This is a genomic window from Agromyces sp. GL_144, from assembly GCF_057834305.1.
Window position 1 is genome coordinate 2,668,174 of the sequence record NZ_CM174399.1, and the last position, 18,269, is coordinate 2,686,442.

Below are 18,269 nucleotides of genomic sequence, written 5' to 3' on the forward strand. Positions count from 1 at the left end.
ACACGCCGCCTCAGCCCGGCCGTCCCGATCGGCGTGTCGCCAGTTCTTCCTGCAGCCTCAGATCATCGTGATCGCCCGGGCCGGATCGCGCAGGATCGCCCCGACGTCGGTCAGGAACCTGGCGCCCTGCTCGCCGTCGACCAGCCGGTGGTCGAACGAGAGGCTCAGCGTCATGACCTCGCGCAGGGCGATCTCGCCCCGGTGCTCCCACGGCTGCCGGCGCACGGCCCCCATCGCGAGGATCGCCGCCTCGCCGGGATTCAGGATCGGCGTGCCCGCGTCGATGCCGAACACCCCGACGTTCGTGATCGAGAGAGTGCCGCCCGAGAGGTCAGCCGGAGGGGTGCGCCCCTCGCGGGCGGTGGCCGCCAGTGCGCCGATCGCGTCGGCGAGCTCGACGAGGGTCAGGCGCTCGGCGCCCTTCACGTTCGGCACGACGAGCCCGCGCTCGGTCGCCGCCGCGATGCCGAGGTTGAGCCCGGCGAACTGCACGATCTCCTGGGCGTCCTCGTCCCATCGCGCGTTGACCTCCGGCGTGCGGCGCACGGCGAGGCACACAGCCTTCGCGACGACCGCGAGCGGCGTGATGCGGTGGCCGGCGAACGCCCGGTCCTCGCGGAGGCTCCGCACGAGGTCCATGCTCGCGGTGACGTCGATCGTGAGGAACTCGGTGACGTGCGGCGCGGTGAAGGCGCTGCGCACCATCGCCGCGGCCGTGTGCTTGCGCACGCCGCGAATGGGGATGCGGGTGTCACCGGTCGCGGCGGGCGCCGACTCCCCGGTCGCGACCTCGGCATCACGAGCGGATGCCGCGACCCGGCCGCCGGCCGCCGCCTCGACGTCGGCGCGCGTGATGAGCCCGCGCTCCCCCGTGCCCTGCACGGCATCGAGGTCGACGCCGAGGTCGTGCGCGAGCTTGCGCACGGGAGGGGTCGAGCGGGGGCGTTCGGGCGACGCGTCGGAAGCAGTGGCGGCGGGTCTCGATACGCGCCCTCCTTCGTCGGGCGCTCCTCGACCGTCGGAACGCTCGGGCGACCGCCGGGCGCGACGCTTCGGACCGCCCTCGTCGCGGGCGCCGTACCCGACGAGGTTCGGGCCGGGCGCGGCATCCGACCCGGCACTCGGAGCGGATGCGGCGGGCGGCGCGGCATGGGCGGCATCCGCCGGCCCCGCGGCATCCGCCCCTGCACCCTCGCCCGTGTCGCACGAGAACAGCGGCTCGCCGACGTTGACCGTCTCGCCCTCGCCGGCGTGCAGCGCCGTGATGACGCCCGCGTACGGCGACGGGAGCTCGACGACGGCCTTGGCGGTCTCGACGTCGGCGATGATCTGGTTCAGCTCGACACGGTCGCCGACGGCGACGCGCCAGGCGACGATCTCGGACTCGGTCAGGCCCTCGCCGAGGTCGGGCAGCGGGAACTCGCGGATCATGCTCACGCCTCCACCCCGCTCAGCGAGTTGGGGCGACCGAGCGCACGGTCGACCCCGTCGAGGATGCGGTCGAGGTCGGGCAGGTGGTGCCGTTCGAGCTTGGCCGGCGGGTACGGGATGTCGTGGCCCGTGATGCGCACGGGCGCGGCCTCGAGGAACTCGAAGCAGCGCTCGGTGATGCTCGCCGCGATCTCGGCGCCGAGTCCGACCTGCTGCCCGGCCTCGTGCGTGATCACCAGCCGCCCGGTTCTGCGCACCGACGCCGCGACGGTGGTGAGATCCATGGGTGAAAGCGATCGCAGGTCGATGACCTCGATCGAGACGCCGTCCTCCTCGGCGGCGATGGCGGCGTCGCGCGCGGTCTGCACGAGCGCACCGTAGGTCACGAGCGTGACGTCGGTTCCGGATGCCACGACCGAGGCGACCCCGAGCGGCTTCGCGTCGGCGAGGCTGGCGGTCTCGTCGACCTCGCCCTTCACGTGGTAGCGGCGCTTGGGCTCGAAGAAGAGCACCGGGTCGTCGCTCGCGATGGCCTGCTGGATCATGACGTACGCGTCGGCCGCATCGGAGCAGGCGACGACGCGCAGGCCGGCCGTGTGCGCGAAGTACGCCTCTGGCGACTCGGAGTGGTGCTCGGCCGCGCCGATGCCGCCGCCGAACGGCACCCGGATGGTGATCGGCATGCGCACGTTGCCGCGCGAGCGGTAGTGCAGCTTCGCGACCTGGGCGACGATCTGGTCGAAGCCGGGGTAGATGAACCCGTCGAACTGGATCTCGACGACCGGCCGGTAGCCGCGGTACGCGAGCCCGACCGCCGTGCCGACGATGCCCGCCTCCGAGAGCGGCGTGTCGACGACGCGGTGCGCCCCGAACTCGGCCTTGAGGCCGTCGGTGATGCGGAACACGCCGCCGAGCGTGCCGATGTCCTCGCCCATGAGCACGACCTTGTCGTCGCCGGCGAGCGAGCGGCGGAGGCCGGCGTTCAGGGCGCCTCCGAGGGTGAGCGTGGTCATCGCGCGCCTCCCTCGGCCGACGGATCCGCATCCTCGAACTGCGCGAGGTAGCGCGTGTAGTGCTCGCGCTGGCGGTCGAGGTGCGCGTTCGGCTCGGCGTAGACGTGGTCGAACACGGTCAGGGGCTCGGGGTCGGCGATCGAGGTGATCGCCGCGCGCAGGTCGGCGGCCATGCGGTCTGCCTGCTCGGTCGCCTCGCGTTCGAGCGCCTCGACATCGGCTCCGGATGCCGCGAGCAACGCCCTGACCCTCGCGATCGGGTCCCGATCGCGCCAGGCCGCGAGCTCGTCCTCACCGCGGTAGCGCTTGGGGTCGTCGGCCGTCGTGTGCGGCCCCATGCGGTAGGTGACGGCCTCGATGAAGGTCGGCCCCTCGCCGCGGCGGGCGCGGTCGAGCGCCATGCGCGTGGTCGCCATGACCGCGAGCACGTCGTTGCCGTCGACGCGCACGCCCGGGATGCCGAATCCGTCGGCGCGCCGTGCAAGCGGCTGCTTGGACTGCAGGCCGACGGGCTCGGAGATGGCCCACTGGTTGTTCTGGCAGAAGAAGACGACGGGCGCGTCGAAGCTCGCCGCGAACACGAGGGCCTCGTTGACGTCGCCCTCGCTCGTGGCCCCGTCGCCGAAGTAGGCCACGGCCGCGGCATCCGTGCCGTCCCACCTGGCGCCCATGGCCCAGCCGGTCGCGTGCAGCGCCTGGGCGCCGATGATGATCTGGGGCACGGCCATGCCGTGCTCGTACGGGTTCCAGCCGGATGCCGCGGCCCCGCGCCAGACGCGCAGCAGGTCGGCCGGGCCGACGCCGCGAACCCACGCCACGGCGTGCTCGCGGTAGCTCGTGAACGCGAAGTCGTCGTCACGGAGGGCGCGGGCGGAGCCGATCTGCGCGGCCTCCTGGCCGGCGAGCGGCGGCCAGAGGCCGAGTTCGCCCTGCCGCTGCAGCGCGGTCGCCTCGGTGTCGAGGCGGCGCACGACGGACATGTCGAGGTGGAGCGCCGCGAGGGCGTCGAGGTCGATGTCGGCGACCCAGCGGTCGAGCTCGGGGTCGTGGCGTCGCTCGCCCGTGGAGCCGATGAGCTGCACGAACTCGTCGGGCCGGGTCAGGAGCCCGGTGGCATGTCGGTCGGATGTGGTCATCGCAGGATCCTCGCGCTCGGCGGCCGCCTCGTGAGCAGCCGCACCCGGCGGCGTTGCCGGATACCCGGAGACTACGTCGAGAACGCACAGCGCTCAAGCATCGACGAATGTGTTGAGCATGTTGCTCAATCAGGTCGCCTGTTCTGGTGCTATCGTGTGGCGGTATGACCGCCTACGACGACGTGGACCGCGCCCTCCTGCTCGCCCTCGGCACGGATCCGCGCGCGACCGTCGTGGCCCTCGCCGATCGCCTCCGCCTCTCGCGCAACACCGTGCAGGCGCGCATGGCCCGGCTCGAGGCATCCGGCGCCTTCCTCTCGTTCGAGCGCAGCATCGATCCGACGCCGCTCGGGTTCCCGCTCGAGGCGTTCATCTCGGTGCACGTGCGGCAGCGGCAGCTGGGCGAAGTCGTCGAGGAGCTCCGCGGAATCCCAGAGGTCATCCAGGCACACGGCCTCTCGGGCGCGGTCGACCTGCTCGTGCGGGTCGTCTGCCGCGACGCGCACGACCTGTTCCGCATCGACGGCGAGATCCTCGCCATCGACGGCGTCGAGCGCACCGAGACCTCGCTCGCGATGGGCGAGCTCATCCCGTATCGGCTCGGGCCGCTGCTCGAGGACTGAGCAGCCGACTGCCCCGCGCCGGTCAGAGCCAGCCGTTGTCCTCGGCGATGCGCGCGGCATCCGCCCGGTTGCGCCCCTCGGTCTTGCCGATCGCGCTCGAGAGGTGGTTGCGCACGGTGCCCTCCGAGAGGTGCAGCATGCGGGCGATGTCGGCGATCGAGCCGCCCGTGCGTGCCACCGAGAGCACGTCGGTCTCGCGCTCGGTGAGCGGTGAGTCGCCCTGCGCGAGCGACTCGGCTGCGAGCGCGGGGTCGACGACGCGCAGTCCCTGCGACACCCGGCGCACGGCATCGGCCAGCTGCGCGGCGGGCGTGTCCTTCACGACGAAGCCGGCCGCACCCGCCTGCATCGCGCGCTTGAGGTAGCCCGGCCGGCCGAACGTGGTCACGATGATGACGCGGCAGGCCGGCATCGCCCGTCGCAGTTCGGCCGCCGCGGCGATGCCGTCGATGCCGGGCATCTCGATGTCGAGCATGGCCACGTCGGGAGCGGATGTCTGCGCTGCCGCGACGACCTCGTCGCCGCGCCCGACCTCGGCGACGACCTCGATGTCGGGCTCCAGCCCGAGCAGGGCCGACAGGGCCCCGCGCACGAGCGCCTGGTCGTCGGCGATGAGCAGGCGGATCACAGCGTCACCTTCAGCGCGAAGCCGCCGAGCTCGCTGCGTCCGATCGACATCGTGCCGCCCGCCGCCTCGACGCGTTCGCGAAGTCCGGCCAGGCCGCTCGAGTCGCCGGCCGCCGCCGTCGGACCCCGCCCGTCGTCGGCGATCTCGACGATGCCCGGCGCCAGCAGCACCCGGCACCTGGCCGCCCCCGAATGGCGGATCACGTTCGTGACCCCCTCGCGCACGACCCAGCCGGCGAGCTCGCGACGACGTTCGGGCACGGCATCCGTCGACTGCGGCAGTTCGGCGACGATGCCTGCGGCGTCCAGCGCCGACCTGGCGGCGACGAGTTCGGTGCTCACGTTGACCCCGCGGAACCCCGCGACCGTCGCGCGCACGTCGGCCATCGCACCGCGCGCCAGCTGCTCCACCTCGCCGATCTCGGCCCGCGCCCGCACCGGATCCGCCTCGACGAGTCGACCGGCGAGCTCGGCCTTCACCGTGATGACCGTGAGCGAGTGGCCGAGGATGTCGTGCAGGTCGCGGGCGACCCGACCGCGCTCGCGCTCGACGGCCATCGTCTCGAGCTGCGCCTGGGTGGCCCGCAGCTGGTTCATGGCGGCGAGCGTGCGGGCGAACGCCGCCATCATGAGCGAGATCGAGACGATGATCGCGGGCGTCGTGAGGATGAAGTCGTGCCAGCCGTCGGCGAGGTAGGCGAGCAGCAGGGCGAGGGCGCCGAGCGCGACGATGGTGGTCCAGGTCTCGCGCCACGGCAGCACGCTCATCGCGATGAGCACGCCGACGTAGGTCCAGGTGACGTAGACATCCCAGCCGAGCCACGGCGCGAGCGTGAACGAGAGCGCGAACAGCGCCGCGACGAGCAGGAGGCGCCGCCGGAGCCTGAGGGTCCAGGCGATCGGCGGCGCCACCATGAACGCGGCCCCGAAGACGACCACGAGCGCGAGGCCGGTCACGGCGGAGAACGTGGACGTCGCCGTCTCGAGCACGGACTCGCCGACGCTGATCAGCCAGAGCAGCGAGATCCCGGCTCCGAAGTACCAGCTCCGCGCGCCGCGCGAGACGAGCACCGACGGGAAGCTCACGAGCGGCCCGTCGGCGGAGGCGGGCATGATCGGCCATCTCGGGCCGGAGAGGGGCATGTCGATGCTCGTGTCGTGCACGTGTCTCACCTTAGAACGGGGGCGGGCCGGGACATCCGCTCGACTCGGACTCATCGGCGGGGATCAGACCCGCTTGGTGTCCCGTCGGAACGCCCACGCGGTGCCGACGATGAAGATCGCGAGCCAGGCGATCGCGTTGGCGAACCAGAGCAGGTCGACGCCCTCCCCGGTCAGCGGGGCTCGGGCGATCTGGCCGATGCCGTACACGGGCGTGAATGCGGCGATGTCCTGCAGCACGGGCGCCATCGAGTCGATCGGGTAGAAGAGCCCGCCGATGAAGCTCAGGAACACGACGACCAGGCTGGTGACCTGCGCGGTGTTCTCGCCGGGCACGAGGTAGCCGACGAGCAGGCCGAGCGCGGTGAAGATGGCGGAGCCGAGCAGCCAGGCGGCGAGGCCCGAGAGGATCCACTGCTCCGGCGACATGCGGATGCCGGTGAGCGCCCCCGCGATGAACGTCGCACCGACGGCGAGGAGGCCGAGCACCATACCGGCGATCACCTTCGTGGCCACGCCCGCGATCGGATGCAGCGGGGTCAGCCGCAACTGGCGGCTCCACCCCTGCGCGCGCTCGATCGAGACCGCACTGCCCGCCGCCGTCGCCGACATGATCGCGCCGTAGACCGCCATCGACACCATGAGGTACGCCGCGACCGAGAGGCCGCCGTCGGCGACCGGAACGTCGGTCAGGGCGATGTCGCGGTTCGGGTACCCGATGAGCAGGTACATCGCGACCGGGAAGAGCACGGTGAAGAACAGGGTGCGCCGGTTGCGGAGCTTGCGCTTGAGCTCGATGCCGAGGAACGTCAGGTTGAAGCCGCCGAACGGCGGCACGCGCCGTTCGAGGCTGACCCGGTCGGTGCGGGCGCCGGTCGTGCCGGTCGGGGTCATGGTGCCGGTGGTGGTGCCGGTGGTGGTGCTCATGGTCAGTGCTTCCCTTCGGAGGTGAGGGCGATGAAGGCGTTCTCGAGGTTCTGGCCGGTGATCTCGACGTCGCGCGCGTCCGTCGTGGTCAGCAGGTGGCGGGCGACGGCGTCGGAGTCGCGGGTGACGAGCGCGTACCGCTCCCCCTGCGCCTCGACGGAGTCGACGCCGGGCAGGGCGGCGAGGGCGACGGCGTCGGCGCCCGGGATCGTGGCATGCACGGTTCGACCGGCCGCGAGGTTCTTGATCTCGGCGGCGGTGCCGTCGGCGACGATGCTCCCCTGGCGCATGAGCACGATGCGGTCGGCGTAGGCGTCGGCCTCGTCGAGGTAGTGCGTGGCGAAGAGCACGGTGCGCCCGCGCGCGGCATCCGCTCGGATCGCGTTCCAGAAGTCGCGGCGGCCCTCGACGTCCATGCCCGTGGTGGGCTCGTCGAGGATGAGCAGGCCGGGGTCGCTCAGCAGCGCCATCGCGAATCGCAGGCGCTGCTGCTGGCCGCCGGAGCAGAGGCCGACCATGCGGTCGCCGATCTCGCGGATGCCGGCGCGCTCGAGCACCTCGTCGACCGGGCGGGTGTCGGCGAAGAGGCTCGCGGTGAGCGCGAGGGTCTCGCGCACGGTGAGGTCCTTCAGCAGGCCGCCGGTCTGCAGCACGGCCGACACGAAGCCCTGCGCCACGGCGGCACGCGGGCTGCGGCCGAAGACCTCCACGCTGCCGGCATCGGGCGAGGAGAGGCCGAGGATGAGGTCGATCGTCGAGGTCTTGCCGGCGCCGTTCGGACCGAGGAAGGCCACGATCTCGCCGGGCGCGACCTGCAGGTCGACGCCGTCCACGGCCTGCACCCGGCCGAAGCGCTTCGTGATGCCGCGCACGTCGATCGCGAGCAGGTCGGTCGAGGGGGCGGATGCCGCGGGCTGCGCGGTCGCGGTGGTGATGGGTTCTGTCGTTGGCATGTCTCCATGCTCGGCGCGATGCTCCGCCGGGCCCTCACACCCGCGTCACGACCTGCCCGTGACATTCGTCATGGACCTGCTCTGGGCACGCTCTGGGCAGGCTCTGGGCACGCTCTGGGCAGGCTCTGGGAAGACTCTGCCGCAGCATGCAAAGAACATGTTGCAAAGAAACACTTGCAAACCTCTCTTTGCAGCAGTACCTTTGCATCATGTCAGCGAACGAACCCCGAGACCTCTCGAAGGAGCCGAGCAGCACGCGGCACCCCGGCATCGACCACGTGCTGCCGTCGGCGAGCCTGAAGTCGCTCGCGCACCCGCTCCGCGTGCGCATCTACGACGAGCTGTCGGCCTACGGGCCGCTCACCGCGAGCGGGCTCGGCGAGCGACTGGGCGAATCCAGCGGCTCGACGAGCTACCACCTGCGCCAGCTCGAGCGAGCCGGCTTCGTGCGTGAGGACACCACGCGCGGCAAGGGCCGCGAGCGCTGGTGGGAGCGCACGCCGGGGTCGATCGCGATCCCCGATGCGCGTTCGCTGCCGCCGGGCAGCGCCGACCGACTCGCGGTCAAGCTCGTCGAAGACGAGTGGTTCCGCACCCGCGAGCAGAACTTCCGCGAGTACGTCGCCGAGGGCGAGCATGTGTTCGGCGAGGACTGGCTCGACATCGCCACGAGCGACACCATCAACCTGCGCCTGACGCCAGACCAGCTCGCCGGGCTCGTGGCCGACATCGACGTGGTGCTCAAGAAGTACATCGACGCGCACAAGCGCACACCTTCGCCCGGCTCATGGCCGGTGCAGATCCACGTCAACGCCTTCCCGCTCGTGCGGGGCGAGGCGACCGAAGCATCATCGGAACGAGACACGAAGGAGCCGTGACATGACCAGCATGACGCTCTCCCCCGCATCCGGAGCGCTCGCCGCGTTCGCCGTGCGAAGCGGCCTCAAGGTCGCCGAATGGGGCCTGCGCCGGGCGAACCGCCGCACCGACCGCGACCGCCTGCAGCGCCGGGTCGAGGCCCACGCCCTCGCCGAGGCGGCCCTGGCCGAACGCGACGCGATGATCCGCAGCAGTTCCACCCAGCTGTACTGACGCCCTCAGCGCAGGCTCAGCGGCTGAGCACCCGATCGTTCGCGAGTGCGCGCGCGTACCCGAGGGCGTTGCCGAGCGCATTCGGATGGAAGTTCGCCGCCGCGAGCAGGTTCGACGGATCGAAGGCGATGTAGGGCAGGCGCGAGCCGATGCCGTGGCCGGCGAACTCCTGCGTGACGTCGACGAGGGTGACGCGCGGGTTCCCGGTCGCCGCCACCGCCCCCGCGATCACGGCGTTCAGCCCGTCGCTCGCGGTGTTGACGAGGTCGCCGAGCGGGGCGGCACCCGGATTGAAGAGGCGCGGGTAGTTCAGCACGACGACCTTCGCGTTCGGGAGCGTGGCGGCGATCGTCGAATACAGCCCGACGAGTTGCGGACCGAGCGCCGCGAGCTTGGCCGCGCTCACCGCGAGGGCGGACCTGCACGGGTCGACGGCCGGGTCGGGATTCACCGCGCATGCGGCGAGCACGTCGTTGGAGCCGGCGTCGATGCCGCCGACCGTGAGGGTGACGAGCTTCGTCTGGGGGCTCACGCCCGCCAACTGGGCCGCGGTGGCGGCGACGGTGGCGCCGGAGCACGCCCTGTTCTCGGTGAGACGGTAGAGGCTGACCACCGCGGCGAGGGTCGGATACCCCGTGTAGCGACTCTGCTTGCAGGCATCGGACCGGTACGGCGGTGCGCCCTGACCGGCGGTGAACGAATCGCCGAGGGCGACGTAGCCGCGCGCGGGCGGCGACCAGCCGGTCGCGCCGCCGGATGCGGCGCCCGACGTGGCCGCGGTCGGCAGCGCCGACGCGGGTGTCGCGGCGATGCCGGCGACGAGTGCGGTCGAGATCAACGCGAGGGCGCCGAGACGAAACGGGAGCCCTCCTCTAAGGTGAGCATTCTTCATCATGGGCGCACCGTACGCCCGAACTCCGGGCCCGGCCATCCCCCACTTCAGGGCGCCGCGTCAGGCGGAACGACGGATGCCCCGCCCGAACGAATTCGGGCGGGGCATCCGCGTTGCGACAGGGTGACTACGCGTCGGCGCCCTCTGCGGGCTCCTCCGTGTGCGTGCCGGAGGTCTCGCGACCCTCGGTGTCGGCCTCGTCGGCGATGACCGGGGCGAGCGAGAGCTTGCCGCGGTCGTCGATCTTCGTGATCTCGACGAGGATCTTCTGGCCGACGCCGAGCACGTCTTCGACGTTCTCGACGCGCTTGCCACCGGCGAGCTTGCGCACCTCGCTGATGTGCAGCAGGCCGTCCTTGCCCGGGAGCAGCGAGACGAACGCACCGAACGCCGCGATCTTGACGACGGTTCCGAGGAACTGCTCGCCGACCTCGGGGTTGGTCGGGTTCGCGATCGCGTTGACCTGGGCGCGAGCGGCCTCGGCCGACGGACCGTCGACCGCGCCGATGTAGACGGTGCCGTCCTCTTCGATCGAGATGTCGGCGCCGGTCTCGTCCTGGATGGCGTTGATCGTCTTGCCCTTCGGGCCGATCAGCTCGCCGATCTTGTCGACGGGGATCTGCACCGAGATCACGCGGGGCGCGGTCGGGGCCATCTCGTCGGGCGCGTCGATGGCGGCGTTCAGCACGGCGAGGATCGTCGTGCGCGCCTCCTTCGCCTGCGTCAGCGCGCCGGCGAGCACCGAAGCGGGGATGCCGTCGAGCTTGGTGTCGAGCTGGATCGCCGTGACGAACTCGCTCGTGCCGGCGACCTTGAAGTCCATGTCGCCGAGCGCGTCTTCGGCACCGAGGATGTCGGTGAGGGCCGCGTAGCGCGTCTCGCCGTTCACGGTGTCGGAGATCAGGCCCATCGCGATGCCCGCGACGGGAGCGCGCAGCGGCACACCGGCGTTGAGCAGCGACAGCGTCGAGGCGCAGACCGAGCCCATCGACGTGGAGCCGTTGGAGCCGAGCGCCTCGGAGACCTGGCGGATCGCGTAGGGGAACTCGTCGCGCGTGGGCAGCACCGGCACGAGGGCGCGCTCGGCGAGTGCGCCGTGCCCGATCTCGCGACGCTTCGGCGACCCCACGCGGCCGGTCTCACCGGTCGAGTAGGGCGGGAAGTTGTAGTTGTGCATGTAGCGCTTCTTGGTGACCGGGCTCAGCGAGTCGATCGACTGCTCGAGCTTCAGCATGTTCAGCGTGGTGATGCCCAGGATCTGGGTCTCGCCGCGCTGGAAGATGGCCGAGCCGTGCACGCGGGGCACGACCTGCACCTCGGCGTCGAGCGGGCGGATGTCGGCCAGGCCGCGGCCGTCGATGCGAACGCCCTCTTCGAGGACGCGCGAGCGCACGACGTGCTTGGTGGCCGACTTGTAGGCGGCCGACACCTCGGCGATCGCGGACTCGGGGAGCTCCCCGGCCTCGATCTTCGCGATGACGTGCTCCTTCACGCGCGCCTTGAGGGCGTCGTCGGCGTCTTGGCGCTCGACCTTGCCGGCGATCTTGTAGACGTCCTTGAGCTCTTCACCGGCGAACGCCTCGACGACGTCCTTGGTGGCGGGCTGGTAGGGCGGGAACGTCGGGTAGTCGGCGGTGGGCTTGGCCGCGGTGGCCGCGACCTTCTCCTGCGCCTCGACGAGCTGCTTGATGAAGGGCTTCGAGGCCTCGATGCCCTGCGCGATGACGGCCTCGTCGGGCTTGACCGCGCCGGCCTGGATGAGGTTCCAGGCGTTGTCGGTCGCCTCGGCCTCGATCATCATGATCGCGACATCCTGCGAGCCGTCGTCCTCGGTCACGACGCGACCGGCGACGACCATGCTGAACACGGCGTCTTCGAGCTGCGAGTGCTTCGGGAACGCGACCCACTGGCCGTCGATGAGCGCGACGCGCACACCCGCGACCGGGCCCGAGAAGGGCAGGCCCGAGAGCTGCGTCGAGAGCGACGCGGCGTTGATGGCGAGCACGTCGTAGAGCTCGTCGGGCTCGATGGCGAGCACGGTCACGACGACCTGGACCTCGTTGCGCAGGCCCTCGACGAACGAGGGGCGCAGGGGGCGGTCGATGAGACGGCAGGTGAGGATCGCCTCGGTCGAGGGGCGGCCCTCGCGACGGAAGAACGAGCCCGGGATGCGGCCCGCGGCGTACATGCGCTCTTCGACGTCGATCGTGAGCGGGAAGAAGTCGAAGTGGTCCTTCGGCTGCTTGGAGACGGACGTCGCCGAGAGCAGCATGGTCTCTTCGTCGATGTAGGCGACGGCCGAGCCCTGCGCCTGCTGCGCAAGACGGCCGGTTTCGAACCGGATGGTGCGGGTGCCGAACTTGCCATTGTCGATGACGGCTTCGGCGAACGTGATTTCAGGACCTTCCAAGAGGTCTCTCTCCTTTGTTTTTCGTCGCACCCCGTATGGGCGCGACTCGTACATCGGAGCAGGAACAGGCAATACGAATCGCATCAGGACGATGCATTCACGCTGGCCACCAGTAGAAGTCCACCATTCGAATCGGGCACTTCTCGCTCGATTGGTGATCCACCACAGGGGACCAGCTTCCTGCCGGCCTGCTCCATCGGCGGCCGATGTTCGCCGCGCACCTGCGCGGCAGCCCGTCGGCAACCTCGCTCAGCCTAGCAGAGGCCGTGTTTTTCGCCTGTGAACAGCGGATGTCGCGCCGTCGGCGCTCCCGGTCGACGCGGGCTCAGGGCGCAGCACCGGACGCAGCTCCGGTCGCTTCGGCTCGCGCCCGTCGCCCGCGGTGCGCCCGCGCAGCCGCCTGGCGATCCAGGGCGTGGCGTGGCGCGCGATCCACGCCAGGTCGCCGACCTGACGGTCGAGCGCCTCGTCCGGCTCGTCGTGCGCGGACTGCTCGAGCGCGCCGAGCGCGGCGGCATCCGGGACCCCCAGCACGCGCGCCGCGGCGTAGGCGAGCGCGCGGTGGCCGGCGGAGTTCAGGTGCACGCGGTCCTCGGCCCACATGGCCTTGGCCGTGAGCTCCGGCAGCTCCCCGACGTCGAGCAGGATCGCGCCGGTGTCCTGCGCGATGCCGCGCAGGCGATCGGCGAAGGCCGCGAACCGCGACGCGTACAGCCGGGACGCGGGCCGCTTCGGCATGAACGGCGTCACGAGCAGCACGTCGGCGCCGGCCGCGCGCAGGGCCGCGACGGACGCCGCGAGCCGGTCGGCGAGCCCGTGCACGTCGGGGTGCGCGCCCACGAGGTCGTTGGCGCCGATGAACACGCTCACGAGGTCGGCGCCCATGGCGGCGGCCAGCGGCATCTGCGTCTCGACGGCATCGGCCACCTTGCGGCTGCGCACGGCGACGTTCGCGTACGAGACCCGGTCGCCGTGCGGACTCGCGAGGGCGAGCAGCATCGCGAGCCGGTCGGCCCAGCCGCGGTACTCCCCCGCGGCCATGCGCGAGGTGTCGCAGAGGCCCTCGCTCAGCGAGTCGCCGACGGCGACGTACCGCTGCCAGCGCGGCGGGGCGAGCGGGGCGGATGCCGCGGGCGGGCGATGCCCGACCGGTCGACCGGTCGGCCCGGTGCCCTCGACCGCCCGCTCGTAGTGGCCGAGCAGCTCGTCGCCGAGCACGTCCCAGCCGCGCCCGGCGACGGCCTCGCGGGCGCGTTCGGCGAAGGCGCGCCGCTTGGCGTCGTCGCCGACGAGGTCGGTCACGCGGGCACGGAACTCGGCCAGGTCGCCCGGCCGGTACAGCCAGCCGTCGATGCTGCTCTCGACGAGGTCGAGCGGGCCGCCCCGCCCCACGGCGACGACCGGCACGCCGCTCGCGAGCGCCTCCTGCACGGTCTGGCAGAAGGTCTCGTTCTCGCCGGGGTGCACGAACACGTCGAAGCCGGCCATGGCCTCGGCGAGCGCGTCACCGCCCAGGAATCCGGTGAACGTCGCGTTCGGCAGCATCCGCTCGAGCACGGGGCGCGACGGACCGTCGCCGACGATGACGAGCCGCGTGCGCGGCAGGCCGGCCAGCGCCCTGAGGTCCTCGACCTGCTTCTCGGGGGCGAGCCTGCCGACGTAGCCGACGACGACCTCGCCGGGTGCCGCACCGGCCACCTCGCGCCGCCAGCGTTCGGTGCGACGTGCAGGGGCGAACCGCTCGGTGTCCACGCCCCTGCGCCAGAGTTCGATGCGGGCGGGGTCGACGTCGAGCGAGATGAGGCGCTCGATCGCCGACGTCGAGGGTGCGAGCGTGACGGTGGCGCGCTGATGCAGCCGCGAGAGGTGCCTGGCGAGCGCCGGCGCGGCCCCCGGAATGCCGTAGCGCTCGGCGTAGCCCGGCACGTCGGTCTGGTAGACGGCGACAGAGGGCACCCCGAGCGCCTCGGCGGCGGCGATGCCGCGCCATCCGAGCACGAACGGGCTCGCGAGGTGCACCACCTCGGTGCCGTGCTCGCGCAGCAGGCCGGTCAACCGGTGGGCCCCGGCGAGCGCGACGCGCACATCGGGGTAGCTCGGCAGCGGAACCGACGGCACGAACGCCGTGCGGGCGCCGTGCAGCGCCGCGTCGAGCCCGCCTCCCCGACCGGGATCGGCGATGCCCGAGCGGGGCGCGATCACGAGCGCGTCGTGCCCGCGCCGCTCGAGGTGGCGCAGCACCTGCAGCAGGGAGTGCGTCACGCCGTTCATGTGCGGGAGGAACGATTCTGCGAGGAGTGCGACCTTCACGCTCCCAGCGTGACGGCTGGTCGGACGGGATCTCCGCGATCCGGGGCGGCATCGCCCAACGTTCACCTGCCGGTCGCGATCGGTTGGCGAACGCGACGTCTGGACGATGGCTATACACGTGTGTAACATCCGATACATGCGTATAGCCGAGGCTCCGCCGAACGACCTCACGACCCGCGCGCGCCTGCGCGATGCCGCGATCGAGTGCTTCGCGGCAGAGGGCTTCACCGCATCGGTGCGCTCCATCGCCGCCCGCGCCGGAGTCAGCGCCGGCCTCATCCGCCACCACTTCGGCTCGAAGGACGCGTTGCGCGCCGAATGCGACGAGGTCGTGCTCGCGCGGCACCGCGCCCTCAAGGTCGACGGCATCGGCGCCCCGGCGACCGCGATGGCCCAACTCGCCGAGGCCGACGAGCACGGTGCGCTGCTCGTCTACATCCTGCGCAGCGTGCAGGACGGCAGCGCTGCGGGCACCGCCTTCATCGAGCGCATGATCGCCGACGCGCTCGCCTACTCCGAGAACGCGGTCGCCGCCGGCATCCTTCGACCGAGCCTCGATCCCGAAGGCCGCGCACGACTACTCGTGACCAATTCGATCGGCGGGCTCATCGTGCAGCTCTCGATGCATCCCGAGATCTCGCTCACCGACTTCAAGGCCGTGCTCCAGACGACGTTCGACGCGATCGCCCTGCCGTCGATCGAGCTCTACACGTACGGCGTCTTCGCCGACGGCACCTACCTCGAGGAGTACCTGGAATTCATCGGGGATCAGTCAGGAAGAGAGTGACATGAACGCACCATCCACCCCGGCGATCGAGGTCGTCGGCCTCGTCAAGCGCTTCGGCGCCGTCACCGCCCTCGACGGGCTCGACCTCCGCGTCGAGCAGGGCCAGGTCATGGGCTTCCTCGGGCCGAACGGCTCGGGCAAGTCCACGACGATCCGCATCCTGCTCGGCATCGCCAGGGCGGATGCCGGCAGCGCGCGCCTGCTCGGCGGCGATCCGTGGCGCGACGCCGTCGAACTGCACCGGCGCATCGCCTACGTGCCGGGCGACGTGAACCTCTGGCCGAACCTCACCGGCGGTCAGGCCATCGACGTCCTGTCGCGCCTGCGCGGCGGAGTCGACCGCGCCCGGCGCGACGCCCTCGTCGAGCGCTTCGACCTCGACCCCTCCAAGAAGGCGCGAACCTACTCGAAGGGCAACCGGCAGAAGGTCGCGCTCGTGGCCGCCCTGGCCTCCGACGCCGAGCTGCTCATCCTCGACGAGCCCACGTCGGGCCTCGACCCCCTCATGGAGGGCGTGTTCACCGACACCGTGCGCGACCTCACGCACGAGGGGCGCAGCGTGCTGCTGTCGAGCCACATCTTCGCCGAGGTCGAGAAGCTCTGCGACCAGGTCACGATCATCCGCGCCGGCCGCACGGTCGAGGCGGGGTCGCTCGCCGACCTGCGTCACCTGCACCGCACCTCGGTCTCGGTCGTGCTGCCCGGCGGCGCCGGCACGCTCGCCGAGCGCACCGACCTGCACGACCTCGCGGCCGACGGCGAGCATGTGAGCTTCACGGTCGACGACGCCGACCTCGGCCCCGTGCTGGTCGAGCTCGCGGCGCGCTCGCCCCGATCACTCGTCTCGACCCCGCCCTCGCTGGAAGACCTCTTCCTGCGCCACTACGGCATCGACCTGCCCGCCGACGAGGCGGTGAGCGCCTCATGACGACGCTCGCGCCCGCGCGCCCCACGGCGTCGACGCCGGGGCGCACCGCACCGGTCGCCTCGTTCGCCGGTTTCCCCGACCTCACCGCCTTCGTGCTCCGCCGCAACTGGCTGCGCCTCACGCTCTGGGTCGTGGTGCTCGTCGCCATGGTCGCGATGGTCTTCGAGTCGCAGCGCGTCGCGTTCCCGACGCAGGAGTCCCGCGACGCGTACGCGGCCGTCGCGAACACGCCGGCGGTCGCGGCGCTCACCGGCCTGCCCTACGGCGCCGGCACGCTCGGCGGCATCCTGAACATCAAGATCTGGATGACGCTCGCCGTGTCGATCGGCTTCGCCTCGATCTTCCTCGTGACCCGCAACGGTCGCGCCGAGGAGGAGAACGGCCGCACCGAGCTCGTGCGCGCCGGCGCCGTCGGCCACCACGCCTACAGCCTGGCGAACCAGCTCGTCGTCGGCGGGCTCAGCGTCGTGATCGGCCTGCTCATCGGCCTCACCTGCATCGCGCTCGGCCTGCCCGCCGAGGGATCGCTCGCCATGGGCGCCTCGATCGCGGGCGTCGGCATCGCGTTCCTCGGCATCGCCGCGGTCGCGGGCCAGCTCACCTCGACGAGCCGCGCGGCCAACTCGCTCGCCGCGATCGTGCTCGGGGTCTCGTACCTCCTGCGCGCGGTCGCCGACGTGCAGGCCGAGGGCGACACCCCGAGTCCGCTGAGCTGGGCCTCGCCCATCGGCTGGGCGCAGAACATGCGCTCGTTCGGCGAGAACACCTGGTGGCCGCTGCTGCTGCTCGTCGGCCTCGGCGTCGGCGGATGCCTCGTGGCCGGCGCCGTCGAGTCGCGACGCGACGTCGGCGCGGGCGTGCTGCCCGACCGTCCGGGGCCCGCACGGGCGAGCCGGTCGCTCACGAGCACGCTCGGCCTCGCCGTGCGCCTGCAGCGCGGACCCATGATCGGCTGGCTCATCGGCGGCATGGTCGGCGGCGCGTTCTCCGGCGGGGTCGCGAACGCCATGGCCGACCTGCTCGAGCCCGGCAACGCCTTCGCCGAGGCGTTCGCCGGCACCGCGGACTCGATGCTCGACGGCATCGTGGGCCTGTTCGTCATGGCCGCGGCCATGGTCGCCGCCGGGTTCGCCGTGCAGTCGGCGACCACGGTGCGTCTCGAGGAGGCCGCAGGGCGCCTCGAGCCGCAGCTGGCCGGGGCGGTCTCCCGCACCAGGTGGGCGCTCGCGCATCACCTGCTCGCCGTCGGGTGGGGCGTCGTGATCCTCGCGGCATCCGGCCTCGTCTTCGGCATCTCGTATGCCGCGACCTCCTCCGACCCCGATCAGCTCTGGCGCATCTTCTCCGCGTCGCTCGCGTACATCCCGACCCTGTTCGTGCTCACGGGCGTCGCCGTGTTCCTCACCGGGTGGCTGCCGCGGTCGACCGTGCTCGTCTCGTGGATCGTCTACGGCGCGAGTGCCGTCATCGCCATGTTCGGTCCGCTGTTCTCGCTCTCCGAGGAGGCGATCGAGGCGACGCCGTTCGCCGCGACGCCTCGGGTTCCGGGCGTGCCGTTCGAGGCGCTGCCGCTCGTCGTGCTCTCGCTCGTGGCGCTCGCGCTCTGGGCGCTCGGGCTCATGCGGTTCCGGGCACGCGACCTCACGCAAGCCTGACCGAGGCCGGCTGAGCGGAGCCCGCGCACCGGCCGCCCCTAGACTGGGGACATGACTTCCGACGACGACAAGACGAACAGCGACCAGAACACCACCGGTCCCTCCGACGACGTCAAGCGAAAGTTCCGCGAGGCGCTCGAGCGCAAGAACAAGCAGCAGCACCGCGGCGAGGCCCACCTCGACGGCCGCGGAGCGGTCGACCACGCGCAGGGCAACGCCGCGACCAAGCAGGAGTTCCGCCGCAAGAGCGGCGGCTGAGCGAGGCTGGTCGCCGCACCCATCAGGGCGAACACTGATGACGCCGCGACATCCGACTCGCTAGCA

Annotated in this window: 17 protein-coding genes; 7 read left to right on the forward strand and 10 right to left on the reverse strand. The window is 71.7% G+C overall.

Annotated elements, in window-relative coordinates; genetic code table 11:
- Positions 1 to 57: 57 nt before the first annotated feature.
- Genes AC3IPY_RS12230 through pdhA form a run of 3 tightly spaced genes read right to left on the reverse strand, consistent with a single transcriptional unit; the run spans position 58 to position 3,580 of the window.
- Positions 58 to 1,431, reverse strand: coding sequence for a dihydrolipoamide acetyltransferase family protein (locus AC3IPY_RS12230; RefSeq protein ID WP_489184551.1), 1,374 nt, complete (start codon positions 1,429 to 1,431; stop codon positions 58 to 60).
- Positions 1,432 to 1,433: 2 nt separating this feature from the next.
- Positions 1,434 to 2,444: an alpha-ketoacid dehydrogenase subunit beta gene (locus AC3IPY_RS12235; protein WP_489184552.1), complete on the reverse strand. Its 1,011-nt coding sequence runs from the start codon at positions 2,442 to 2,444 to the stop codon at positions 1,434 to 1,436.
- Positions 2,441 to 3,580, reverse strand: a complete 1,140-nt coding sequence (pdhA, locus tag AC3IPY_RS12240; protein ID WP_489184553.1) for a pyruvate dehydrogenase (acetyl-transferring) E1 component subunit alpha — start codon at positions 3,578 to 3,580, stop codon at positions 2,441 to 2,443. Before pdhA ends, AC3IPY_RS12235 begins: the two co-directional genes overlap by 4 nt.
- A gap of 164 nt (positions 3,581 to 3,744) precedes the next feature.
- Here pdhA and AC3IPY_RS12245 point away from each other — a divergent pair, with 164 nt between their 5' ends.
- The gene (locus AC3IPY_RS12245) at positions 3,745 to 4,203 is read left to right on the forward strand and encodes an Lrp/AsnC family transcriptional regulator (protein WP_489184554.1); all 459 of its coding nucleotides are present in this window, start codon (positions 3,745 to 3,747) and stop codon (positions 4,201 to 4,203) included.
- 22 nt (positions 4,204 to 4,225) lie between these two features.
- Here AC3IPY_RS12245 and AC3IPY_RS12250 read toward each other — a convergent pair whose 3' ends face one another.
- The 4 genes from AC3IPY_RS12250 to AC3IPY_RS12265 all read right to left on the reverse strand — a co-directional run bounded on the left by AC3IPY_RS12250 (position 4,226) and on the right by AC3IPY_RS12265 (position 7,871).
- Positions 4,226 to 4,831 carry a response regulator transcription factor gene (locus AC3IPY_RS12250; RefSeq protein WP_489184555.1) on the reverse strand — a complete coding sequence of 202 codons (606 nt, stop codon included), beginning with the start codon at positions 4,829 to 4,831 and terminating at the stop codon, positions 4,226 to 4,228.
- The gene (locus AC3IPY_RS12255; protein WP_489184556.1) at positions 4,828 to 5,994 is read right to left on the reverse strand and encodes a sensor histidine kinase; all 1,167 of its coding nucleotides are present in this window, start codon (positions 5,992 to 5,994) and stop codon (positions 4,828 to 4,830) included. The genes AC3IPY_RS12250 and AC3IPY_RS12255 overlap by 4 nt, the downstream gene beginning before the upstream one ends.
- 63 nt (positions 5,995 to 6,057) lie before the next feature.
- Positions 6,058 to 6,918 (reverse strand): ABC transporter permease, encoded by an 861-nt coding sequence (locus AC3IPY_RS12260; RefSeq protein WP_489184557.1) that lies wholly within the window; start codon positions 6,916 to 6,918, stop codon positions 6,058 to 6,060.
- A gap of 2 nt (positions 6,919 to 6,920) precedes the next feature.
- The gene (locus tag AC3IPY_RS12265; protein ID WP_489184558.1) at positions 6,921 to 7,871 is read right to left on the reverse strand and encodes an ABC transporter ATP-binding protein; all 951 of its coding nucleotides are present in this window, start codon (positions 7,869 to 7,871) and stop codon (positions 6,921 to 6,923) included.
- A gap of 209 nt (positions 7,872 to 8,080) precedes the next feature.
- Here AC3IPY_RS12265 and AC3IPY_RS12270 point away from each other — a divergent pair, with 209 nt between their 5' ends.
- Positions 8,081 to 8,749 carry an ArsR/SmtB family transcription factor gene (locus AC3IPY_RS12270; RefSeq protein WP_489184559.1) on the forward strand — a complete coding sequence of 223 codons (669 nt, stop codon included), beginning with the start codon at positions 8,081 to 8,083 and terminating at the stop codon, positions 8,747 to 8,749.
- Between the two features lies 1 nt (position 8,750).
- On the forward strand, positions 8,751 to 8,963 hold the full coding sequence (locus AC3IPY_RS12275) for a hypothetical protein (protein WP_489184560.1): 213 nt from the start codon (positions 8,751 to 8,753) through the stop codon (positions 8,961 to 8,963).
- A 16-nt stretch (positions 8,964 to 8,979) separates the two neighbouring features.
- Here AC3IPY_RS12275 and AC3IPY_RS12280 read toward each other — a convergent pair whose 3' ends face one another.
- The 3 genes from AC3IPY_RS12280 to AC3IPY_RS12290 all read right to left on the reverse strand — a co-directional run bounded on the left by AC3IPY_RS12280 (position 8,980) and on the right by AC3IPY_RS12290 (position 14,575).
- A complete protein-coding gene (locus AC3IPY_RS12280; RefSeq protein WP_489184561.1) occupies positions 8,980 to 9,858 on the reverse strand; it encodes an SGNH/GDSL hydrolase family protein in 879 nt (292 codons plus the stop codon).
- 124 nt (positions 9,859 to 9,982) lie between these two features.
- Positions 9,983 to 12,265 (reverse strand): polyribonucleotide nucleotidyltransferase, encoded by a 2,283-nt coding sequence (locus tag AC3IPY_RS12285; RefSeq protein ID WP_489184562.1) that lies wholly within the window; start codon positions 12,263 to 12,265, stop codon positions 9,983 to 9,985.
- Between the two features lie 249 nt (positions 12,266 to 12,514).
- A complete protein-coding gene (locus AC3IPY_RS12290; protein WP_489184563.1) occupies positions 12,515 to 14,575 on the reverse strand; it encodes a glycosyltransferase in 2,061 nt (686 codons plus the stop codon).
- A gap of 136 nt (positions 14,576 to 14,711) precedes the next feature.
- On the opposite strand from AC3IPY_RS12290, the gene AC3IPY_RS12295 reads away from it, so the two are divergent.
- The 4 genes from AC3IPY_RS12295 to AC3IPY_RS12310 are packed head-to-tail and all read left to right on the forward strand — an operon-like array spanning position 14,712 to position 18,203.
- A complete protein-coding gene (locus tag AC3IPY_RS12295) occupies positions 14,712 to 15,362 on the forward strand; it encodes a TetR/AcrR family transcriptional regulator (protein WP_489184564.1) in 651 nt (216 codons plus the stop codon).
- A gap of 1 nt (position 15,363) precedes the next feature.
- Positions 15,364 to 16,290, forward strand: coding sequence for an ABC transporter ATP-binding protein (locus tag AC3IPY_RS12300; RefSeq protein WP_489184565.1), 927 nt, complete (start codon positions 15,364 to 15,366; stop codon positions 16,288 to 16,290).
- Positions 16,287 to 17,945, forward strand: a complete 1,659-nt coding sequence (locus AC3IPY_RS12305) for an ABC transporter permease (RefSeq protein ID WP_489184566.1) — start codon at positions 16,287 to 16,289, stop codon at positions 17,943 to 17,945. The genes AC3IPY_RS12300 and AC3IPY_RS12305 overlap by 4 nt, the downstream gene beginning before the upstream one ends.
- 51 nt (positions 17,946 to 17,996) lie before the next feature.
- Positions 17,997 to 18,203, forward strand: a complete 207-nt coding sequence (locus AC3IPY_RS12310; RefSeq protein WP_489184567.1) for a DUF5302 domain-containing protein — start codon at positions 17,997 to 17,999, stop codon at positions 18,201 to 18,203.
- Positions 18,204 to 18,269 lie beyond the last annotated feature (66 nt).

Coding starts and splice junctions, on each gene's coding strand:
- AC3IPY_RS12230 (WP_489184551.1), bottom strand. CDS start 1,431: ATGATCCGCGAGTTCCCGCTGCCCGACCTCGGCGAGGGCCTGACCGAG.
- AC3IPY_RS12235 (WP_489184552.1), bottom strand. CDS start 2,444: ATGACCACGCTCACCCTCGGAGGCGCCCTGAACGCCGGCCTCCGCCGC.
- pdhA (WP_489184553.1), bottom strand. CDS start 3,580: ATGACCACATCCGACCGACATGCCACCGGGCTCCTGACCCGGCCCGAC.
- AC3IPY_RS12245 (WP_489184554.1), top strand. CDS start 3,745: ATGACCGCCTACGACGACGTGGACCGCGCCCTCCTGCTCGCCCTCGGC.
- AC3IPY_RS12260 (WP_489184557.1), bottom strand. CDS start 6,918: ATGAGCACCACCACCGGCACCACCACCGGCACCATGACCCCGACCGGC.
- AC3IPY_RS12265 (WP_489184558.1), bottom strand. CDS start 7,871: ATGCCAACGACAGAACCCATCACCACCGCGACCGCGCAGCCCGCGGCA.
- AC3IPY_RS12270 (WP_489184559.1), top strand. CDS start 8,081: ATGTCAGCGAACGAACCCCGAGACCTCTCGAAGGAGCCGAGCAGCACG.
- AC3IPY_RS12275 (WP_489184560.1), top strand. CDS start 8,751: ATGACCAGCATGACGCTCTCCCCCGCATCCGGAGCGCTCGCCGCGTTC.
- AC3IPY_RS12280 (WP_489184561.1), bottom strand. CDS start 9,858: ATGATGAAGAATGCTCACCTTAGAGGAGGGCTCCCGTTTCGTCTCGGC.
- AC3IPY_RS12295 (WP_489184564.1), top strand. CDS start 14,712: ATGCGTATAGCCGAGGCTCCGCCGAACGACCTCACGACCCGCGCGCGC.
- AC3IPY_RS12300 (WP_489184565.1), top strand. CDS start 15,364: ATGAACGCACCATCCACCCCGGCGATCGAGGTCGTCGGCCTCGTCAAG.
- AC3IPY_RS12305 (WP_489184566.1), top strand. CDS start 16,287: ATGACGACGCTCGCGCCCGCGCGCCCCACGGCGTCGACGCCGGGGCGC.
- AC3IPY_RS12310 (WP_489184567.1), top strand. CDS start 17,997: ATGACTTCCGACGACGACAAGACGAACAGCGACCAGAACACCACCGGT.